The sequence below is a fragment of the Schaalia sp. ZJ405 genome, assembly GCF_011038885.2.
GTDB lineage: Bacteria > Actinomycetota > Actinomycetes > Actinomycetales > Actinomycetaceae > Pauljensenia.
Map to the genome: position 1 here is coordinate 545266 of NZ_CP064952.1, position 17490 is coordinate 562755.

The following is a 17490-nucleotide window of genomic DNA, read 5'->3' on the forward strand; positions in this document are numbered from 1 at the left end:
CCCGCGGGTGCGTGGTTCCACGGTCGATTATTCATTGTGAGGAGACCATATGCCCACGCGCTCGGATCTGCGTAACGTCGCGATTGTTGCCCACGTTGACCACGGGAAGACAACACTCGTTGACGCGATGCTGTGGCAGTCGGGAGCTTTCTCGGAACGCGATACCGTTGAGAAAACGGGCGAACGCGTCATGGATTCGGGTGACCTTGAACGTGAAAAAGGCATCACGATCCTCGCAAAGAACACCGCTGTCCACTACAGGGGGCCGGCAGCCCAAGCCCTGGGACTTGACGACGGCGTCACCATTAACGTCATCGACACCCCCGGTCACGCGGACTTTGGTGGCGAGGTCGAGCGCGGACTTTCGATGGTTGATGGCGTTGTCCTCATGGTTGATGCCTCCGAAGGTCCGCTGCCGCAGACCCGTTTCGTTCTGCGTAAGGCCCTCCAGGCCCAGCTTCCAGTTGTCGTTGTTGTCAATAAGGTGGACCGGCCTGATTCACGAATTGACGAGGTCGTGTCTGAGACAACGGATCTGCTGCTGTCTCTGGGCGAAGATCTCATGAACGAAGGCTTCGACGCGGATGTGGACTCATTGCTCGATGTCCCCGTGATTTACGCCTCTGCGAAGAACGGTGTTTCTTCTGTGACCAATCCGGGTAACGGTCATCTCCCAACGGAAAATCTTGAGCCGTTGTTCGAGACGATTCTTCATCGGATCCCCGGTCCGACGTACGAGGACGAGGCGCCACTACAGGCACATGTGACGAATCTTGACGCGTCGCCTTTCCTTGGACGTTTGGCGCTCCTGCGTATCCACAATGGGACGCTGACAAAGGGGGCAACAGTTGGCCTTGCTCGCCACGACGGGTCGATCAAGCAGGTCCACATTTCTGAGCTTCTGCGCACCGAGGGACTTGAACGAGTGTCCGCTGAGAGTGCGGGACCCGGTGAAATTGTTGCCGTTGCAGGTATTGATGACATCACCATCGGTGAGTCCTTAGTTGACCTTGAGGATCCGCGTCCACTTCCGCTGATTACCGTGGATGATCCGGCGATTTCAATGACCATCGGAATTAACACGTCGCCGATGGCTGGCCGCGTCAAAGGTGCGAAGGTCACGGCCCGTCAGGTCAAGGACCGCTTGGATCGTGAACTGGTTGGCAACGTGTCCCTCAAAGTGCTTCCCACGGAACGCCCGGACGCGTGGGAGGTTCAGGGCCGCGGCGAACTTGCGTTGGCGATCCTTGTTGAACAGATGCGACGCGAGGGTTTTGAGCTGACCGTAGGTAAACCGCAGGTTGTGACCAAGGAGATCGACGGCGTGCGCCAGGAGCCGATGGAGCGCATGACGATTGACATTCCCGAGGAGTACTTGGGTGCGGTGACTCAGCTCATGGCGTCTCGCAAGGGACGCATGGAAACGATGTCCAATCATGGCTCGGGGTGGATTCGCTTGGAGTTCGTTGTCCCTGCTCGAGGGACGATCGGTTTGCGGACGCGTTTCCTCACGGAGACTCGCGGCACGGGAATTGCTTCGTCGATTTCTGAGGGATACGCGCCGTGGCAGGGCCCCATCGAGCAGCGACTGACGGGTTCCCTCGTTGCCGATCGCGCGGGCCAGGCAACCCCGTATGCGATGACGAACCTTCAAGAGCGCGGATCTTTCATTATTGAACCGTCCTCGGAGGTGTACGAGGGACAGGTTGTTGGTGAAAACCCGCGTGGTGAGGATATGGACGTCAACATTACGCGCGAAAAGAAGCAGACGAATACCCGTTCAGCCACGGCGGATGTGTACGAGTCGTTGACCCCTTCACGTAAGCTCACTCTCGAAGAGTCCCTTGAGTTTGCTGCGAACGACGAGTGCGTTGAAGTCACCCCCGAGGCCGTGCGTGTCCGCAAAGTTGTTCTTGATGCTCAGGAACGTTTCAAGATCGCTGCCCGTGAACGTCGCGCACAGAAGTAGTTTCACCAGGGAGGGTTCCTCCCGTTCCGCCCAGACCGCTGCGCTTGTCATTGACGAGGACGATGTCGCTGCATACGGCCTCAGCCTTGGCTGGGCAGGTATTGCGGTGGTGGTGGAACGCGTTTGCCTGTGACCATTGTTGAGGCTTCGACCCGGATGATGCCGCGACGCGTATCGACGCTCACGTGGTCAACGGCAACATCGGTGAGTGTGCCCAATGCGTCATGCAGTCCGTCATCGAGCCGATACCTGACGACAACGCGCTCGCCCTCGTTCCATTTCAGCCACGGCAACACCTCTCGCGCCCCGTTGCGGTGAGCGGAATCCTCTGGGGAAGAACCCGGCATTTTAAGCGTCCCTCATGTGCTGTATTGTCGTCTGTCTGCTCGCCAATATGCGACACTCCTTGCGGACGTCTTTTGGGTGACATACTGCGGAAAAGACAGTGGCGCGCGGTGCTTCTCACGACGCGTCGATGTGGGTAGAGGATAATAGATGAAGATGTTCACGGTCCACACGAAGTGAAGGAAACGAGGAGCCCTCATGACTTACGTCATTGCTCAACCATGCGTCGACGTCAAAGACCGCGCCTGCGTCGACGAATGTCCTGTTGACTGCATCTACGAGGGCAAACGCTCGCTCTACATCCACCCGGAAGAATGCGTGGACTGCGGAGCATGCGAGCCGGTCTGTCCTACGGAAGCAATTTTCTACGAGGACGACCTTCCCACCGAATGGTCCGACTACTACCGCGCGAACGTTGACTTCTTTGAGACCCTCGGTTCCCCAGGTGGTGCGCAGAAGACCGGAGCAATGGACTTCGATGACGAGATGATCGCGCAGCTTCCCCCTCAGAACCAGGACTATCTTCAGGCACATTCGTGATTGACGCTGGTGAATCATGGCCCATGTTGATCGACTCACTCATTGCTCTCAGCTGACCGACGACGCCCCCGGTGTTGGGGAGTTTCCCAGGCCGCTTGCCCTTCCGAAATTCCCGTGGGATAGCCTCGCCCCAGCCAGGGAACGCGCCTTAAGTCACGAGGACGGGATCTGCGACCTCTCGGTGGGGACCCCCGTGGACCCAACGCCGGAGTTTATTCAGCGCGCGCTCACCGAGGCTGCCGATTCTCCCGGATACCCCACGGTCATCGGGACTGAGGAGGTCCGCCGGGCAATTCTTTCGTGGGGCCAACGCCGAGGCATGATTGACGTGGGAATGTCCGGGGTGCTTCCAACGATCGGGTCAAAGGAAGCTGTGGCATGGTTACCCCTTATGCTCGGGGTGGGGTCTGGCGACATCGTCCTCGTCCCTGAGGTTGCCTACCCAACGTATGACATCGGTGCCAGACTTGCCGGAGCCACGCCCGTCCCCGTTGACCCGACGCGACCGGAAACATGGCCTGATGCGGCGTGCGTGTACCTTAACTCGCCGGGAAATCCCCACGGGCATGTTCTCTCAGTTGAGCAACTGCGCGCTGGCGTTGCGTGGGCTAGGCAGCGACAGGCGGTGATCATTTCCGATGAGTGCTACGCGGCGCTTGCCTGGGAGGAGCCGTGGATGAGCGAGGGCGTGCCGTCGATTCTTGATGAGAGAGTCTGCGACGGTGACTCCAGCGGACTTATTGTTCTGTATTCCCTGTCAAAACAGTCCAATCTCGCCGGCTACCGCGCGGCCCTGGCCTACGGTGATCCCCGGCTGATTGCTGCGATCGTTGAGGTCCGTAAGCATTCGGGCATGATGGTCCCGGCTCCCGTTCAGCACGCGATGGCCTGCGCTTTGCTTGATGATGACCACGTGCGTGAGCAGCGTGATATTTACGGGCATCGTCGCCAGCTTCTCATGTCGGCAATTGCCGCCGCAGGTTTGGAAGTTGATCCGCAGTCTCAGGCGGGTCTCTACCTGTGGGTTGGTGCTCCGCACTCGGGTCTTGATGCCTGGGAGCTTGTTGATCGCTTTGCGAAACTGGGCATCCTCGTTGCTCCGGCTGATTTCTATGGGACACATGAGCGGGGGAAGGTCCGGGTTGCGCTGACGGCAACGACGCAGCGGATCGAAGCTGCCGCAGATCGGTTGATGAAAGCGGGACCTGAGGCTTTTGCTCGGTGATACGCCCGGTATCTGCGTGTTGGGCGTCAATGTGGCCAGCGCGCTCGTCCTCGTTCATCTCAGAAAGTCTTGATATCGAGACAAATTTTCGCTGACCAGTGACCAAAGGCCTAGAAATGAGGTACCGTTTTCTATAAGTGAATCAACGTCGACTCAATTTTTCCCCAAGTCGGCGGATAGAAGCTGAATCTTCGGAGGATAGGAGGTGTCTCCATGACACAACACGGCGATGGAATGAACGAACGCCCCAACGCTCTGCTGAACATCGGTGACAAAACGGTCGAACTCCCTCGAACGAATGCATCGATCGGAAATGACGGAATCGGAGTCTCGCGGCTCATGGCGGACGGGGGAGTCGTTGCGCTCGACCCCGGATTCACCAACACCGCCTCGTGTGCTTCGGCGGTGACATATATCGACGGTGATGCCGGTATCCTTCGTTACCGCGGATATCCCATTGAGCAGCTGGCCAAAAACTCCTCCTTCTTGGAGGTGGCCTACCTTCTCATCTACGGTGAACTCCCCACCCAAACTCAGCTCGAAAACTTCGTGATGCGGGTGAAGAATCACCGGCTTCTCCACGAAAACTTCCGCGCATTCTTCACTGCCTTCCCCCATCGCGGACACCCGATGGCGATTCTCCAAGCCGGTGTTGCCGGAATGGCGACGTACTACGAAGACACGCTGGACCCTCGTGATCCCGCACAGCTTGACACCGCTGCCGTCCTCTTGCTGGCAAAGCTCCCCACGATGATTTCCTACATCGCCAAACGTGCCGCAGGGTTGCCGCTGACCTACCCTGACGCCCAGCGCGGCTACACCGAAGATTTCATCCAAATGACCTTCGGTATGCCCTACCAGTCACACGACATTGATCCGGCGCTTGTGCGCGCCCTCGACATGCTGTTGATCCTCCACGCCGACCACGAGCAGAACTGCTCAACCTCAACGGTTCGGCTCGTGGGTTCCTCTCAGGCAAATCTCTATGCCTCCGTTGCCGCCGGCGTTGGCGCGCTCGCGGGCCCGCTTCACGGCGGGGCAAACGAAGCAGTGTTGCGGATGCTCCATCAGATCCGAGACACCGGGGACCCCGTTCAGGTATTCGTCGATAAGGTCAAGTCAAAGGCCGAGGGCGTTCGGCTCATGGGTTTTGGCCATCGCGTGTATAAGAACTACGATCCGCGCGCAGCGATCGTCAAAGAAACCGCTCACGACGTGCTGTCCCGTCTGGGCAAACGCGACGAGCTTCTCGACATCGCGATGGAACTCGAAGCGATTGCCCTGTCTGATGACTACTTCAAGGAACGTAAGCTCTACCCCAACGTCGACTTCTACACGGGGCTGATCTATTCCGCGATGGGCTTTACAACGAAGCTCTTCACTCCGTTGTTTGCTCTGGGTCGTCTGCCCGGGTGGATCGCCCAGTATGTTGAAATGACGAAGGATCCCGCAACGAAGATCGGTCGTCCTCGACAGGTGTATGTCGGTGAGGTTGAACGTGACTACGTGCCGCTGAGTCGGCGGTAAGTGACGATATCGCTCCGGTGCCCACGCTATTGCGACGGGCGCCGGAGCGATGTCATGCGTTCCCCAAGTTCCTTGGGAACGAGGGCGACTGGAATCACGGTGTTGTGTCTTCACCGTGATTCCAGCGCGAACCCCCTAGAGTTCGATTGATTTGCCTCCGCGGGCCAGTGCTTCGATTCGACCGGACTGGGAGTTGCGGCGGAAGAGGATATTTGATGCGCCGGAAAGATCTCGGGCAAAAACGGTTCTCGGCTCGGCGAAGAGTCCATTGGAGCCGGGTAGAACGCCGCCGGATTCCATGAGCGCAACCCTCGCACCCGCGGTGAGGTAGAGGCCGGCTTCGACGACGCAGTCATCGCCGAGGGGGATACCCAAACCGGAGTTCGCGCCCAGGAGGCACCGCTTTCCTAGACGAACGGCGGAATCGCCGGAGTTACCTGAGAGAGTTCCCATTGTTGACGCGCCGCCGCCAACGTCGGACCCGTCATCAATGACAACTCCCTGCGCGATGCGTCCCTCAACCATTGAACGTCCCAGGGTGCCAGCGTTGTAGTTGACGAACCCGGCGTGCATGACTGTGGTGCCTTCAGCAAGGTATGCGCCGAGGCGAACCTTTGCACCGTCAGCGATTCGCACTCCCTTGGGAACAACGTAGTTGACCATCGGTGGGAACTTGTCAACGCCTTGAACGGTGACGGGGTGCCCGAGGGAAGCGCGCAGTCTCAGGCGCGTTTCCTCGAAGTCTGTGACCGAGCACGGACCTTGCGATGTCCACACAACGGTGGGGAGCCGGGAGAAGATCCCGTCAAGGTTAATGGTGTTCGGTCTGACCAGCCGATGTGAGAGGAGGTGGAGCCGCAGGTAGGTTCCCGCGGTGGAATTTGGCCGATCCTCGAGATCGGATTTGCAGGTGACGATAGTGGTATGTACGCCGCGCGCCTCGTCGACGCGTTCCATGCTGGAGAGCTTTTCAAGCAAGTCGGCATCGTCGCCGGGTTGCATGACTCCCAGGTGCGGGCGGGGGTACCAGACGTCTAGTGTTTGGCCGTCTTTGGTTACTGTTGCGAGGCCGATGCCCCATGCCTTGGTCGTGTCCATGAGGCTTACTGTAATTGGGATATAGGACTTTGTCCCTAGATTTCCGAATGTCGGTTGAAAATCCTCGTAAGGTTTCCCCGGTGGTGCGCTCTTTTCTGGGGACGAGGGCGAGGCCGCGTGCTTCGCGGCTCCGCTTCGTTACCGAGGTGCCGGATCTCAGTTGGTTCGACGATGATCCCACAGGTCAGGCCAGAAAATGCCAAGTTCAGTGGCCATTTCGCGCAGAAGCGGAAGGGAGATTCCCACGACTGCGTGGTGATCACCTTCAACTCCACGGATGAAAGGACCGCCGAGGCCGTCAATGGTGAATGATCCGGCAACTGCGAGGGGCTCGCCCGAGTCAACGTAGGCGTCAATTTCTTCGTCGCTCATATCGGTGAAGTTGACGACGGTGTGGGACGCCCGAACGCTTGTGCCCACAAGCTGATGTAGTGAACCATCCCGGCTGCCCAGAAGCGCGGCATAGTGGCCGGTCCAGAGTGTGCCAGATTTTCCGCTCATCGCGCGGATGCGTGCACGCGCAACCTCAGGGGTGTGGGGCTTTCCCAGCATTTCTCCGTTCATTTCCAGCATCGAGTCGCATCCCACGACGAGCAGTTTTCCTGCGGGAAGTTCATCCGGGGTGGAGTCATCCCGGCTTGTTGGCGTGCAGATGTCGTTGACAACGGCTTCGCACTTGGCCTGTGCCAGGAGAGTCACCTGCTGGGCGGGTGATAGGCGAGGGTGTGTCTGCCGGGTGTGGTCATGGCTGTCGGGGGTGGATTTCTGCGCAGCGTCGATTGCCCGGGCAAGGACCGCGTCCTCGTCAACGTGGGAGACACGGATGATGGGTGTGATTCCGGCGCTGATGAGGGTTGCTCGCCGCGCCGGGGACTTTGAGGCAAGAATCAAACGCATGGGGATATTGTCCTCCACATCGGCGATGTGATGTCCCAACGATCGGGCAATCTGTGGTGCGTGGCTCAGGCGATGCCACGGGGAGCGATGATTAAGCAAGGCGATCTCATGGGATTATCGGTGCTGGTCAAGGTGGGTATGAGGGGCCATGACAGTGAAGATAGGCTGATGTGGTTGCGGTGATCCGTGGTGAAAATGCCGCGGGCGAGTCACAAGTGGAGAAAAGTGACGTAGACTACTAAAGTATGGGTGGCTTGCGGCGTTGTCTCTCATCCCGTGGTGCACACGACGCAAAGAATATGACCGCATCGCGAAATGGTGGATGGACCAGTGACGCGGTCGTGAGGAAATGGCTGTAAGAGTGGAGAAAGGGTGGCGATGAGCGCGGAAACTCCGACTGCGCACGATCAGCGACCTGTGGCACCCTCGGAAGACGATTTTCATCTGACGGCTCCAAGCTATGTTCTCAGCCTTCTCGGGGGGCCAAAGATCTTCTCGGCTGAGGATATTGCCGAACACACCGATATGTCGATTGAGCAGGTTCGAGACCTGTGCACGGCGATGGGTTTTGCGTATTCGGAGCCATCCGCGAGTGTTTTTACCCAGCGGGATCTCGACGTGTTCCAGGAATGGACAGCATTTGTTCAGTCCGGGGCAATTGATGAAGCGACCTCGCGATCACTCATTCGAGCGAACTCACACCACGCAGATCGGCTGAGTCTGTGGCAGGTTGAAGCACTTGTCGAGGACGCTGTTCGCCGGCTGGACCTCGATGACACGACGGCGCGACTCTACGTGCTTGATCATATGCGTGACAGTATCGCCGTGTTCCAAAAAATGTTCATCCATTCGTGGCAACGCCAGATGGAAGACCTCCTGTCGCGGCTTGATCGTGAAGTGTCGCAACGCGGTCACGAGAATGCGAAGGCACGTTTCCCACTTAATCGGTCTCTCGGCTTCGTTGACATGGTGTCGTACACATCCTCGTCCACAATCCTTGGTGATGCGCTCGTGGGGCTGATTGAAAAGTTCGAGGATGCGTGCAGGACCGCGGTCACGGAGGCGGGTGGTCGCGTTGTCAAGATGATTGGTGATGCCGTCCTCTTCATTGCCGATGATCTCCCCACGGGACTGCGCGTTGTGACGTCCCTGATCGAGCGGCTCAATGCGGATGATGAAATCCTGCCTGTGCGTGCGTCTTTTGTTCGGGGCGACGTCTTCTCCCGTTCCGGTGATGTCTTCGGCCCCACGGTTAACCTGGCATCGCGTTTGGTGGACATTGCTCCGGTCGGCCAGATCTTGACAGATCCAACAACCGCAACGGCAGTGGCGGCAGGCAAGGGCGGTGAGGGGTATGCGCTTGAGGAGTTCCCAGTTGCGGAACTTCGTGGTTTTGGAGCGGTTTCACCGTATCTTTTAGCGCGCATCGACTGATTTGGCTGCGCGGCGTGCCGTGGGAAGCGTGCGAATTATCGCGGAAAAGTGCGCCTGTGGCTAGGTCTGTGAAGAAGATGTCCAAAATAGTCAAGAAAGGTGAAAGAAAGCGTTGGGAAACGCTAAGATTGTTGTGTGACTACAGTACTTCTTGTCGAAGATGACCCGGCAATCTCGGAACCTCTGGCTCGCGCGCTCGGGCGTGAGGGCTACGAAGTGCGCGCTCACGGCACTGGTCGTGGCGCTCTTGGAGAGCTTGAAGGTGCAGATCTGGTCGTTCTGGATCTGGGGCTTCCCGACATTGACGGGCTTGATGTTGCGCGCGAAATCCGCTCGGATGGGAACCCCGTTCCCATCCTCATCCTGACGGCACGAACGGATGAAGTGGATATGGTTGTCGGCCTCGATGCCGGCGCAGATGACTATGTGACGAAACCGTTCCGCCTGGCGGAGCTTCTTGCGCGCGTTCGTGCGCTGCTGCGTCGTCACGGTCCGGAAGTGTCCGACACTGATCTTGTTGCCCAGGATGTTCGCGTGGACGTTGCCGCTCACCGTGCATTCTCGGGAGATAAGGAACTCCAGCTCACCGCGAAAGAATTCGATCTGCTGCGAGTCCTTATCCGAGACGCAGGAAATGTTGTCGGTCGTGAAACGATCATGCGTGAGGTCTGGGGTTCGGATCCAACAGGATCAACAAAGACCCTGGACATGCACGTCTCGTGGCTGCGCCGCAAACTTGGTGACGACGCAACCAGCCCGCACTACATCACCACGGTGCGCGGCATGGGGTTCCGTTTCGAGAATCCGGGCCGCTAAGTACCCTTCACGTGCAGGCGCGAAGCACGGAGCTCTCCTCGGAGGAATTAACGAGGACGATGCGGATCATGCGACGCGCCTGCACTGGGTGAGCGAGACTGATCGCATGGAGGCGACCGTCTCGTCATTGGCGCGACCGAAGTGTCGGCGGTGAGCCAGTTAAGGCTGGAGGGAATGCATGCGTAAACGTGCTGTGCGAATCATTCTCGTCGCGGTGTCAGTTGTTGCTCTTCTCATGGGGATCCCTGGAGCGGTGACGTCATCGCTGATGCTGTGGGGGCAGGCCGAGCAAAATCTTGAGGCTCGGGCGATGGAGATCGTTCGGTCGCTGGATCGGGCGAACCAGGATGGAACGGTGGTGACGTCGGCCCTCGCTGACGCGTGGTCATCAGCGAGGCAGGATGGTGCCGCGACGGTATATGCGCACCTCAAAGCTCCCGACGGCGGTGTCATCATCGTTGGTGAAAAGCCTTCGTTTCCCACGCTCTCCACCTTGGTGACATCCGCGACCGGTTCCTCGGTTCGGCTTGAAATTTCAGCCATCCCGACGATTCAGAAAATCGTCATCGTGTGCATCATGTTCGCCGCCGGAATGGTTACGTGCCTGCTCGTTGGTCGTCTATTGGCATCCCGCCTGTCGCGTCACCTATCGGCCCCGCTGATCTACCTTGCTGCACAGGCCGAGCAGATCGGCTCAGGTCAGGTTCGTGCCCGAGTTAAGCCGTCCGGAATCGAAGAAATTGATCTGGTGTCGGAGGAACTGGCACGCACGGGTGAACGCATGGCAGGGCGCCTCGCCGCAGAGCGTCAGTTCGCAGCGGATGCATCGCACCAGCTCAGGACTCCGCTGACGGCACTGTCGATGCGCCTGGAAGAAATCGAGATGATTTCCACGGAAGACGCGGTCCAAGACGAGGTTCGCAGCTGCCTCGAACAGGTTGAACGTATGACAACAGTGGTTGCTGAACTCCTCGATACAAGCACGAGAGCCAGCGGCCTAACAGAAGCCATCCATATTCTCGAGGTATTCAATACGCAGCGCGAAGAATGGGAAGAAGTCTTTGAACGAGCAGGGCGCCAACTGGTGTTCTTAGATGAGGCAGAGCTGCCCGTCCTCGCTGATTCTGGAAAGCTCGGGCAGGTCCTCGCAACACTCATTGAAAACTCCTTGCACTACGGAGATGGGATCACCCGTGTTCATGCGCGTCGTTCAGCGAATAAACGCGGCGTCATCATTGAGGTCAGTGATGAGGGTGAGGGCATCGACGACGACCTCGCACCAGATATTTTCATCAAAGGCGTTTCGGGCCACGGGTCAACGGGTATCGGCCTTGCCCTTGCCAAGGACCTCACCGGTGCGATGGGTGGGCGCCTTGACCTCACGCAGAATCAACCCCCCATTTTCACCGTGTCACTCGCAGCGATCCCCGCATCTCTTGACCCCGATCGTGTGATGCCGCAGGGGCCGGTTGTGTCAATGGGACGGCGCTCCCGTCGTTTTTAAGCCGAGACGCGCTTCCTTGCTGCCCCTCAGCGAGGCGCCGTGTGCGCTGAAACGAGCCTCCGCGAGGGCAGATTGGTCACCGGAGATTCACTGGCGGCCCCAAGAGAATCGTTGTGGCGCACGGATTGAGGCTCGCAATGCAGTCGATTCGGCGAGGAATGCACGGGCACGCTAGGTTAAAAGGGTGGATCAAAGGAAAACGACTCGACCCGTGGTCGCAGTTATCGGCGGTGGACAGCTGGCCCGGATGATGCAGGAAAGTGCGATTGCTCTCGGCGTCGATCTGCGCGCCCTTGTTGAATCCCGTGATGGGGCAACGGGACAGGTGACAGTCAACTCCATCGAGGGAACCCCCAGCGACGACGCCCTCGTTGACACTCTCGTTGACGGTGCCGATGTGCTGACTTTCGAGCACGAACATATCCCTCAGTCGCTCCTGACGCGCCTGGCACCGCACATCCCTATTGAACCCTCCGCCGCGTCCCTACTTTTCGCCCAGAATAAACTTGCGATGCGTCAGCGACTGACCGAACTTGGCATCCCGTGTCCGCAGTGGGCGCGCGTCACATCGGTGGATGACGTTCGTGCCTTCGGTGACCGTGTTGGATGGCCAATCATCGTTAAAACCCCAACCGGAGGCTACGACGGACACGGAGTCCGTGTGGTTGACGATGCCTCGGATGTCGCGCAATGGCTGTCGGAACGTTCAGAGTTGCTCGCCGAAGAGAAAGTGCCCTTCACATCTGAAGTTGCCGCTCTGCTCGCCCGTTCCCCTTCCGGTGAAATCCGATCATGGCCCGTGGCAACCACCGAACAGGTGGACGGTGTCTGCTCGGTCGTCACCGCACCAGCCAGTGGAATGAGCGATCAGGTGGTGAATTCCGCCCAGGACATCGGCGAGAGGATCGCACGAGAGCTGGGAGTCACGGGTGTTCTCGCCGTCGAAATGTTCGTCGTCGGCCAAGGGGACAACCAGCACGTCCTCGTCAATGAATTGGCGATGCGCCCCCACAACACCGGCCACTGGACCATCGACGGAGCCGTGACCAGCCAGTTTGAGCAGCACTTGCGCGCAGTCCTCGACCTGCCCTTGGGAGACACCGCAGCTTTGCGACCCGGTGCGTCCACGGTCATGGTCAATCTCCTGGGATCATCACTGCCCGATCCTGCCCGCGCACTCCCCGCCGCCCTCGCTGCCGGGGGGCCACGAGCCCGCATCCATCTGTACGGCAAAGAGGTGCGACCGGGCCGCAAACTCGGTCACGTGACCGTCATTGACGAGGACGCCGCCGCAGCTCGCGCTGCGGCGCAACGGGCGGTCGCCTGCCTACGCGGAGAATAAGGCCTAAAAACGGCTGAGGCAATGGCGTTTTGGGCGATCGCTGATCTGCGAGAATACACTGGGAGAGGGCGTCGTCCTCGACAATGACAGGGAGCAATCATGGAGCCTCAACTTGACGTGCAACTGACCGCCACGGGTCAGACCCCGCTGGTCGGAGTTGTCATGGGATCGGACTCGGACTGGCCGACGATGGAACCAGCGGTTGCGGCGCTCGCGGAATTCGATATCGCGTGCGAGGTCGGAGTGGTATCGGCGCACCGGATGCCCGAAGACATGGTTGCCTACGGGCGCAGTGCCTCGGGGAGAGGTATTCGCGTAATCATTGCGGGCGCTGGGGGAGCCGCTCACCTCCCGGGGATGCTTGCAGCGCTCACAGAGCTGCCGGTCATCGGAGTTCCAGTTCCTCTCAAACATCTCGATGGCGTTGATTCTCTCCACTCAATTGTTCAGATGCCTGCTGGTGTCCCCGTCGCCACCGTGTCGATCGCGGGGGCACGCAACGCCGGTCTGTTGGCCGCGCGGATCCTCGGTGCTGGTGAGGGAGAACGCGCTGAGACCCTGCGCTCGAAGATGCGTGTTTTCCAATCCGACTTGCGGGCGGTGGCAATGGACAAGGGAGCCAAGCTCGCCGACCGCGTTCGAGGAAGCTGACAGCGCTGGCGCAGGGCTTCCCCTGGTAGCCGTCATCGTGCGAGCCCGCGCTACGAGGCCTAGGAACCCCTGTAGACGCCACCCCGCGCGTCTGACCGGCAATGCCGCTTCGCATTGGTGCCCGCGCCCTGCCCTGTGGAAATCCCACGTGCTAGGCACTCACGCCACGCTATTTGAGCACCGCGTACTGCGGACGGCAAGCATTGCCGTCGTCACTGCGTAAGACCCGACTTACGACATGGGTGTGTGATCGGGTTAACTTTTGATGTGTTGGTCTGGGGTTTTGGGTTTTGGGTGGTGGGTTTTTCCGCACTAAGGGGGGGTGGGTTGTAGTGTGATGTTTGTGAGTCCGTATATCCGTACTGTTACTACCGCTTCGGGTGCTACTGCTGTGCAGGTGGTGTTGGAGGAACACGCGGGTAGAAAGACGATGAAGCATATTGGTTCTGCTCATGACGATAGTGAGTTGGCACTGCTTAAAGCTCAGGCTCAGCGTTTTATTGATGGCGATCAGCTTGTGCTCGATTTAGGTCTGGGTGGAGAGTGGGAAGCTTCAGGTATTGGCTCGAAAGGATCATCCGCTGCCGGTGAGTTCGCAGAAGGCTGGGGTACTGCTGGAGTGTATTGATACCTGCTACCAGCGACTGGGTTTGGATGTTGTTACTGGAGGTGACCGGGTCTTTGCGGATTTGGTGCGTGCTCGTATCATTGCGCCGGGCTCGAAGTTGGACTCGATTGAAACGCTGGCTGAGGTTGGTGTGTCCTGTGTAAGTTATCGCACTATCCAGCGTCACTTGCCTCACTTTGCTACCGAGGCTTTTCGTGAGGTGTTAAGCCAGGCGTTGGCTTCTCATGCCAGCATTGGTGCGGGTAGTTTCATTTTGTACGACGTTACTACACTGTACTTTGAGACTGATACGCCCGATGAGTTGCGTAAGTCAGGGTTTTCTAAAGAACGTCGGGTTGAACCCCAAATCCTTGTTGGTCTGCTCACCGATGCCACTGGTTTTCCGCTGCATATTGGGGCTTACGAAGGAAATCAAGCTGAAACGCGTACGATGCTGCCGATGATCCGGGCTTTTCAGGCTGCCTACAACATCGATCAGATCACTGTTGTTGCTGACGCGGGAATGTTTTCGGCTGAGAATAAAACTGCACTCGTTGAGGCTGGGTTGGACTACATACTCTCAACGAAGGTCTCCCGCATGCCTGAGGTTATTGCACAGTGGAAACGTGATCACCCCGGTACCGACTATCCCCACGGGCAAATATGGTCACAGTCTTGCTATATTGACGGGCGTCAAGCCCTATCAGGTAAGCCGAACTCCATTATCCACTTTCACTACTCCTACGACCGGGCCCGGCGAACGTTGCGCGGTATCGATGAGCAACTCGCCAAGGCTGCCCGTGCGGTAGAAGGCAAAGTAGCGATCAAACGTAATCGCTACGTCGATCTGAAAGCCCCAAGCAAGAAGATCAACTACGAATTGGCCGCTAAACATAGGGCTTTAGCTGGGATTAAAGGTTACGAAACAACACTGACATCGATGCCAGCACCGCAAGTGCTCGCTGCCTACCGGCATCTGCTCAACATTGAAAAGTCGTTCAGAATGTCCAAATCTGATCTTAAAGCCCGCCCGATCTACGCCCGCACCCAAGATTCAATCAACGCTCACCTCAACATCGTCATGGCCGCCCTAGCAATCAGCCAGATGATAGAAACAGCCACAGGTAAAAGCATTAAACGCGTCGTACGAACCCTCAAAAAGTACCGAACCTTCGAACTAACACTCAACACCACCACCATCCACGCCGCCACACCACTACCCCCAGACGTCCAACAACTCGTCAACACCATCACCAACCCCAAAATTCCGCACTAAAATGTCGTAACTCGGGACCGCGTTCGAGGAAGCTGACAGCGCTGGCGCAGGGCTTCCCCTGGTAGCCGTCATCGTGCGAGCCCGCGCTACGAGGCCTAGGAACCCCTGTAGACGCCACCCCGCGCGTCTGACCGGCAATGCCGCTTCGCATTGGTGCCCGCGCCCTGCCCTGTGGAAATCCCACGTGCTAGGCACTCACGCCACGCTATTTGAGCACCGCGTACTGCGGACGGCAAGCATTGCCGTCGTCACTGCGTAAGATGTGTCTATGAGCATTCTTGTGTGTGGCGGCGCCGGGTATATCGGCGCGCATGTTGTTCGGCTTCTTCAACAGCGCGGTGAGAAAGTCATCGTCGTTGACGATTTGTCGACGGGCCGCAAGGATCGGATCGGGAACGCGACACTCGTGACACTCGATGTTGCCGCTAGCGATGCGGTCACCGTCCTCGCCAATACGATGGTTGACGAGGACGTCACAGGTGTCATCCACTTCGCTGCACGCAAGCAGGTGGGGGAGTCTGTTGAACGCCCCATGAGGTACTACCGCCAGAACGTCGGAGGGCTCGCCAATGTCCTCAGCGCGATGAACGAGGCCGGCGTTGACCAGATGATCTTCTCCTCCTCCGCTGCTGTTTACGGAATGCCCGATGTGCCGACGGTTTCCGAGGACGTGCCCTGCCACCCCATTAACCCCTACGGGGAAACGAAGCTCATCGGTGAATGGATGATGGCGGACTGCCAGCGCGCCTGGGATCTCAAATGGATTGGTTTACGCTACTTCAACGTTGCGGGAGCGGGCTGGGATGACCTCGCGGACTCAGCGATCCTTAACCTCATTCCAATGGTCCTTGACCGCGTGGAACGCGGTGAGGCTGCGAAGATTTTCGGTACGGACTATCCAACGCCCGACGGAACGTGCGTCCGCGACTACATTCACGTCCTCGACCTCGCTGAGGCCCACATCGCTGCACTCACTGCGTTAGCCACGGGCCAGCCGTCGCACCACACGTATAACGTCGGCACGGGGATTGGCACCTCGGTGCGCGAAATCGTTGACGGCCTGCGTCGCGTGGCCGGCTGGGAGTTCCCCGTCGAAGAATGTGACCGTCGTGCCGGTGACCCCCCGACGCTCATCGGAGATCCGCTGAGTATCGGCGTTGACCTGGGATGGAAAGCGAACCACGGACTAGACGAGATCCTCGACTCAGCCTACAGCGGCTGGCAGGCGGGCCCACGGCCGATCACTGCGCCTCGGGCCTAACCTGGGGCGTCAGGTGTATTCCAACGATTCGAGGATCCTCCACGTCAACGAGGTAGCCAATGTTGCCAGCACCCTCGTTGACGAGGCGCGACGCGAGGGAAAGAACTGGCGTTTACGTCGGATTCCTGCCGGACGAGGGAATATCTTCACCGTCGCAACATCGCGCGCCCGTGACCTTGTGACGGCGCGCAAGCTGATCGGCGCCAGTGATGTTGTCCATCTCCACTACGCAACAAACGGCTACCTCATCTGGGGATCAACACCATCGGTTCTGCACCTTCATGGATCTGACATCCGAAAAGATTGGAAGCGTCCGCTCCTCAAATCAGTGATCAGCGCGAGTTTGCGCGCAGCAGATGCCGTTGTCTATTCGACCCCGGATCTCTATCAGTGGATCGAGGACGTGCGCCCCGACGCAACGTGGATTCCCAATCCCGTCCCACGTTCCTTCCTTGAGCCGGTGCCCGGGGTGACGCGCAGCGAACGCATTGTCTTCTCATCGCGCTGGGATGAGACAAAAGGGATTGAACTGCTCCTGCCTCTGGCTCAACGATTAGTGGAAGCGGGCTGCGAGGTCGTTGGACTGGATTGGGGGACTCATCGAGAAGATGCGCGCCGAGTAGGAGTGAAGCTGGAGCCCCTCATGGATCATCACGAATTCAAGGGTTTCCTTGCAGGAGCAAAAGTCGTTGTGGGTCAGCTCAAATTCCCCGCTCTGTCGATGACTGATTTTCAGACGATGGCATTGGGGATCCCTCTGATCTGCTCGGCAAATAGTGAGCAGCCACCGGCCTACACGGTCACCTGCGATGACTACGCGGGCCTTGTGCCGCGCGATCCTGAAGCGATAGCGGAATTGATCCTCGACGGCTCACATCCAAGCGATTCGGTTGCCTCGCAGTGGGTTGAAGACCACCATTCTCCCGGTGTGACTGTGCGAGCCTGCGAAGACGTCTATCGGCGCATCCTCGCCTAATTGCCCTGTCACGTGTCTTCGC

At 58.6% G+C, this 17490-nt stretch carries 16 protein-coding genes; 13 read left to right on the plus strand and 3 right to left on the minus strand.

Annotated features, from left to right (window positions below; genetic code table 11):
• The first annotated feature begins 49 nt into the window (after positions 1–49).
• A complete protein-coding gene (typA, locus tag G7Y41_RS02235; RefSeq protein WP_165218809.1) occupies positions 50–1969 on the plus strand; it encodes a translational GTPase TypA in 1920 nt (639 codons plus the stop codon).
• Positions 1970–2049: 80 nt separating this feature from the next.
• Here the strand turns inward: typA and G7Y41_RS02240 are convergent, their stop codons facing one another.
• Complete coding sequence (locus G7Y41_RS02240; RefSeq protein ID WP_231367344.1) at positions 2050–2316, minus strand: putative acetyltransferase; 267 nt, start codon at positions 2314–2316, stop codon at positions 2050–2052.
• 196 nt (positions 2317–2512) lie between these two features.
• Between G7Y41_RS02240 and fdxA the strand changes: the two genes are divergently transcribed.
• From fdxA to G7Y41_RS02255, 3 genes are all read left to right on the plus strand, one after another.
• Positions 2513–2854, plus strand: a complete 342-nt coding sequence (gene fdxA, locus G7Y41_RS02245; protein WP_165218808.1) for a ferredoxin — start codon at positions 2513–2515, stop codon at positions 2852–2854.
• Between the two features lie 16 nt (positions 2855–2870).
• Entirely contained in the window at positions 2871–4079 is a 1209-nt protein-coding gene (gene dapC, locus G7Y41_RS02250) for a succinyldiaminopimelate transaminase (protein ID WP_165316438.1), read from the plus strand.
• Positions 4080–4313: 234 nt separating this feature from the next.
• Positions 4314–5606, plus strand: coding sequence for a citrate synthase (locus G7Y41_RS02255; RefSeq protein WP_231367386.1), 1293 nt, complete (start codon positions 4314–4316; stop codon positions 5604–5606).
• A 135-nt stretch (positions 5607–5741) separates the two neighbouring features.
• Here G7Y41_RS02255 and dapD read toward each other — a convergent pair whose 3' ends face one another.
• Together dapD and G7Y41_RS02265 are read right to left on the minus strand one after the other, a co-directional pair.
• A complete protein-coding gene (gene dapD / locus G7Y41_RS02260) occupies positions 5742–6704 on the minus strand; it encodes a 2,3,4,5-tetrahydropyridine-2,6-dicarboxylate N-succinyltransferase (protein ID WP_165218805.1) in 963 nt (320 codons plus the stop codon).
• 156 nt (positions 6705–6860) lie between these two features.
• Entirely contained in the window at positions 6861–7601 is a 741-nt protein-coding gene (locus G7Y41_RS02265) for a Maf family protein (RefSeq protein ID WP_165218804.1), read from the minus strand.
• Between the two features lie 378 nt (positions 7602–7979).
• Between G7Y41_RS02265 and G7Y41_RS02270 the strand changes: the two genes are divergently transcribed.
• The 9 genes from G7Y41_RS02270 to G7Y41_RS02305 all read left to right on the plus strand — a co-directional run bounded on the left by G7Y41_RS02270 (position 7980) and on the right by G7Y41_RS02305 (position 17468).
• Entirely contained in the window at positions 7980–9035 is a 1056-nt protein-coding gene (locus G7Y41_RS02270; protein ID WP_231367345.1) for an adenylate/guanylate cyclase domain-containing protein, read from the plus strand.
• Between the two features lie 135 nt (positions 9036–9170).
• A complete protein-coding gene (locus G7Y41_RS02275) occupies positions 9171–9851 on the plus strand; it encodes a response regulator transcription factor (RefSeq protein ID WP_165218803.1) in 681 nt (226 codons plus the stop codon).
• A gap of 178 nt (positions 9852–10029) precedes the next feature.
• Positions 10030–11355, plus strand: a complete 1326-nt coding sequence (locus tag G7Y41_RS02280; RefSeq protein WP_165218802.1) for a HAMP domain-containing sensor histidine kinase — start codon at positions 10030–10032, stop codon at positions 11353–11355.
• 184 nt (positions 11356–11539) lie between these two features.
• Positions 11540–12697: a 5-(carboxyamino)imidazole ribonucleotide synthase gene (locus tag G7Y41_RS02285; protein WP_165316437.1), complete on the plus strand. Its 1158-nt coding sequence runs from the start codon at positions 11540–11542 to the stop codon at positions 12695–12697.
• 99 nt (positions 12698–12796) lie between these two features.
• Complete coding sequence (gene purE / locus G7Y41_RS02290; RefSeq protein WP_165218798.1) at positions 12797–13348, plus strand: 5-(carboxyamino)imidazole ribonucleotide mutase; 552 nt, start codon at positions 12797–12799, stop codon at positions 13346–13348.
• Between the two features lie 430 nt (positions 13349–13778).
• A complete protein-coding gene (locus tag G7Y41_RS10015) occupies positions 13779–13976 on the plus strand; it encodes a hypothetical protein (RefSeq protein WP_231367288.1) in 198 nt (65 codons plus the stop codon).
• Positions 13936–15231, plus strand: coding sequence for an IS1634 family transposase (locus tag G7Y41_RS02295; RefSeq protein WP_231367346.1), 1296 nt, complete (start codon positions 13936–13938; stop codon positions 15229–15231). Before G7Y41_RS10015 ends, G7Y41_RS02295 begins: the two co-directional genes overlap by 41 nt.
• Positions 15232–15499: 268 nt before the next feature.
• On the plus strand, positions 15500–16492 hold the full coding sequence (gene galE, locus G7Y41_RS02300) for a UDP-glucose 4-epimerase GalE (protein ID WP_165315746.1): 993 nt from the start codon (positions 15500–15502) through the stop codon (positions 16490–16492).
• A gap of 13 nt (positions 16493–16505) precedes the next feature.
• Positions 16506–17468, plus strand: a complete 963-nt coding sequence (locus G7Y41_RS02305; RefSeq protein ID WP_165315747.1) for a glycosyltransferase — start codon at positions 16506–16508, stop codon at positions 17466–17468.
• Positions 17469–17490: the final 22 nt, after the last annotated feature.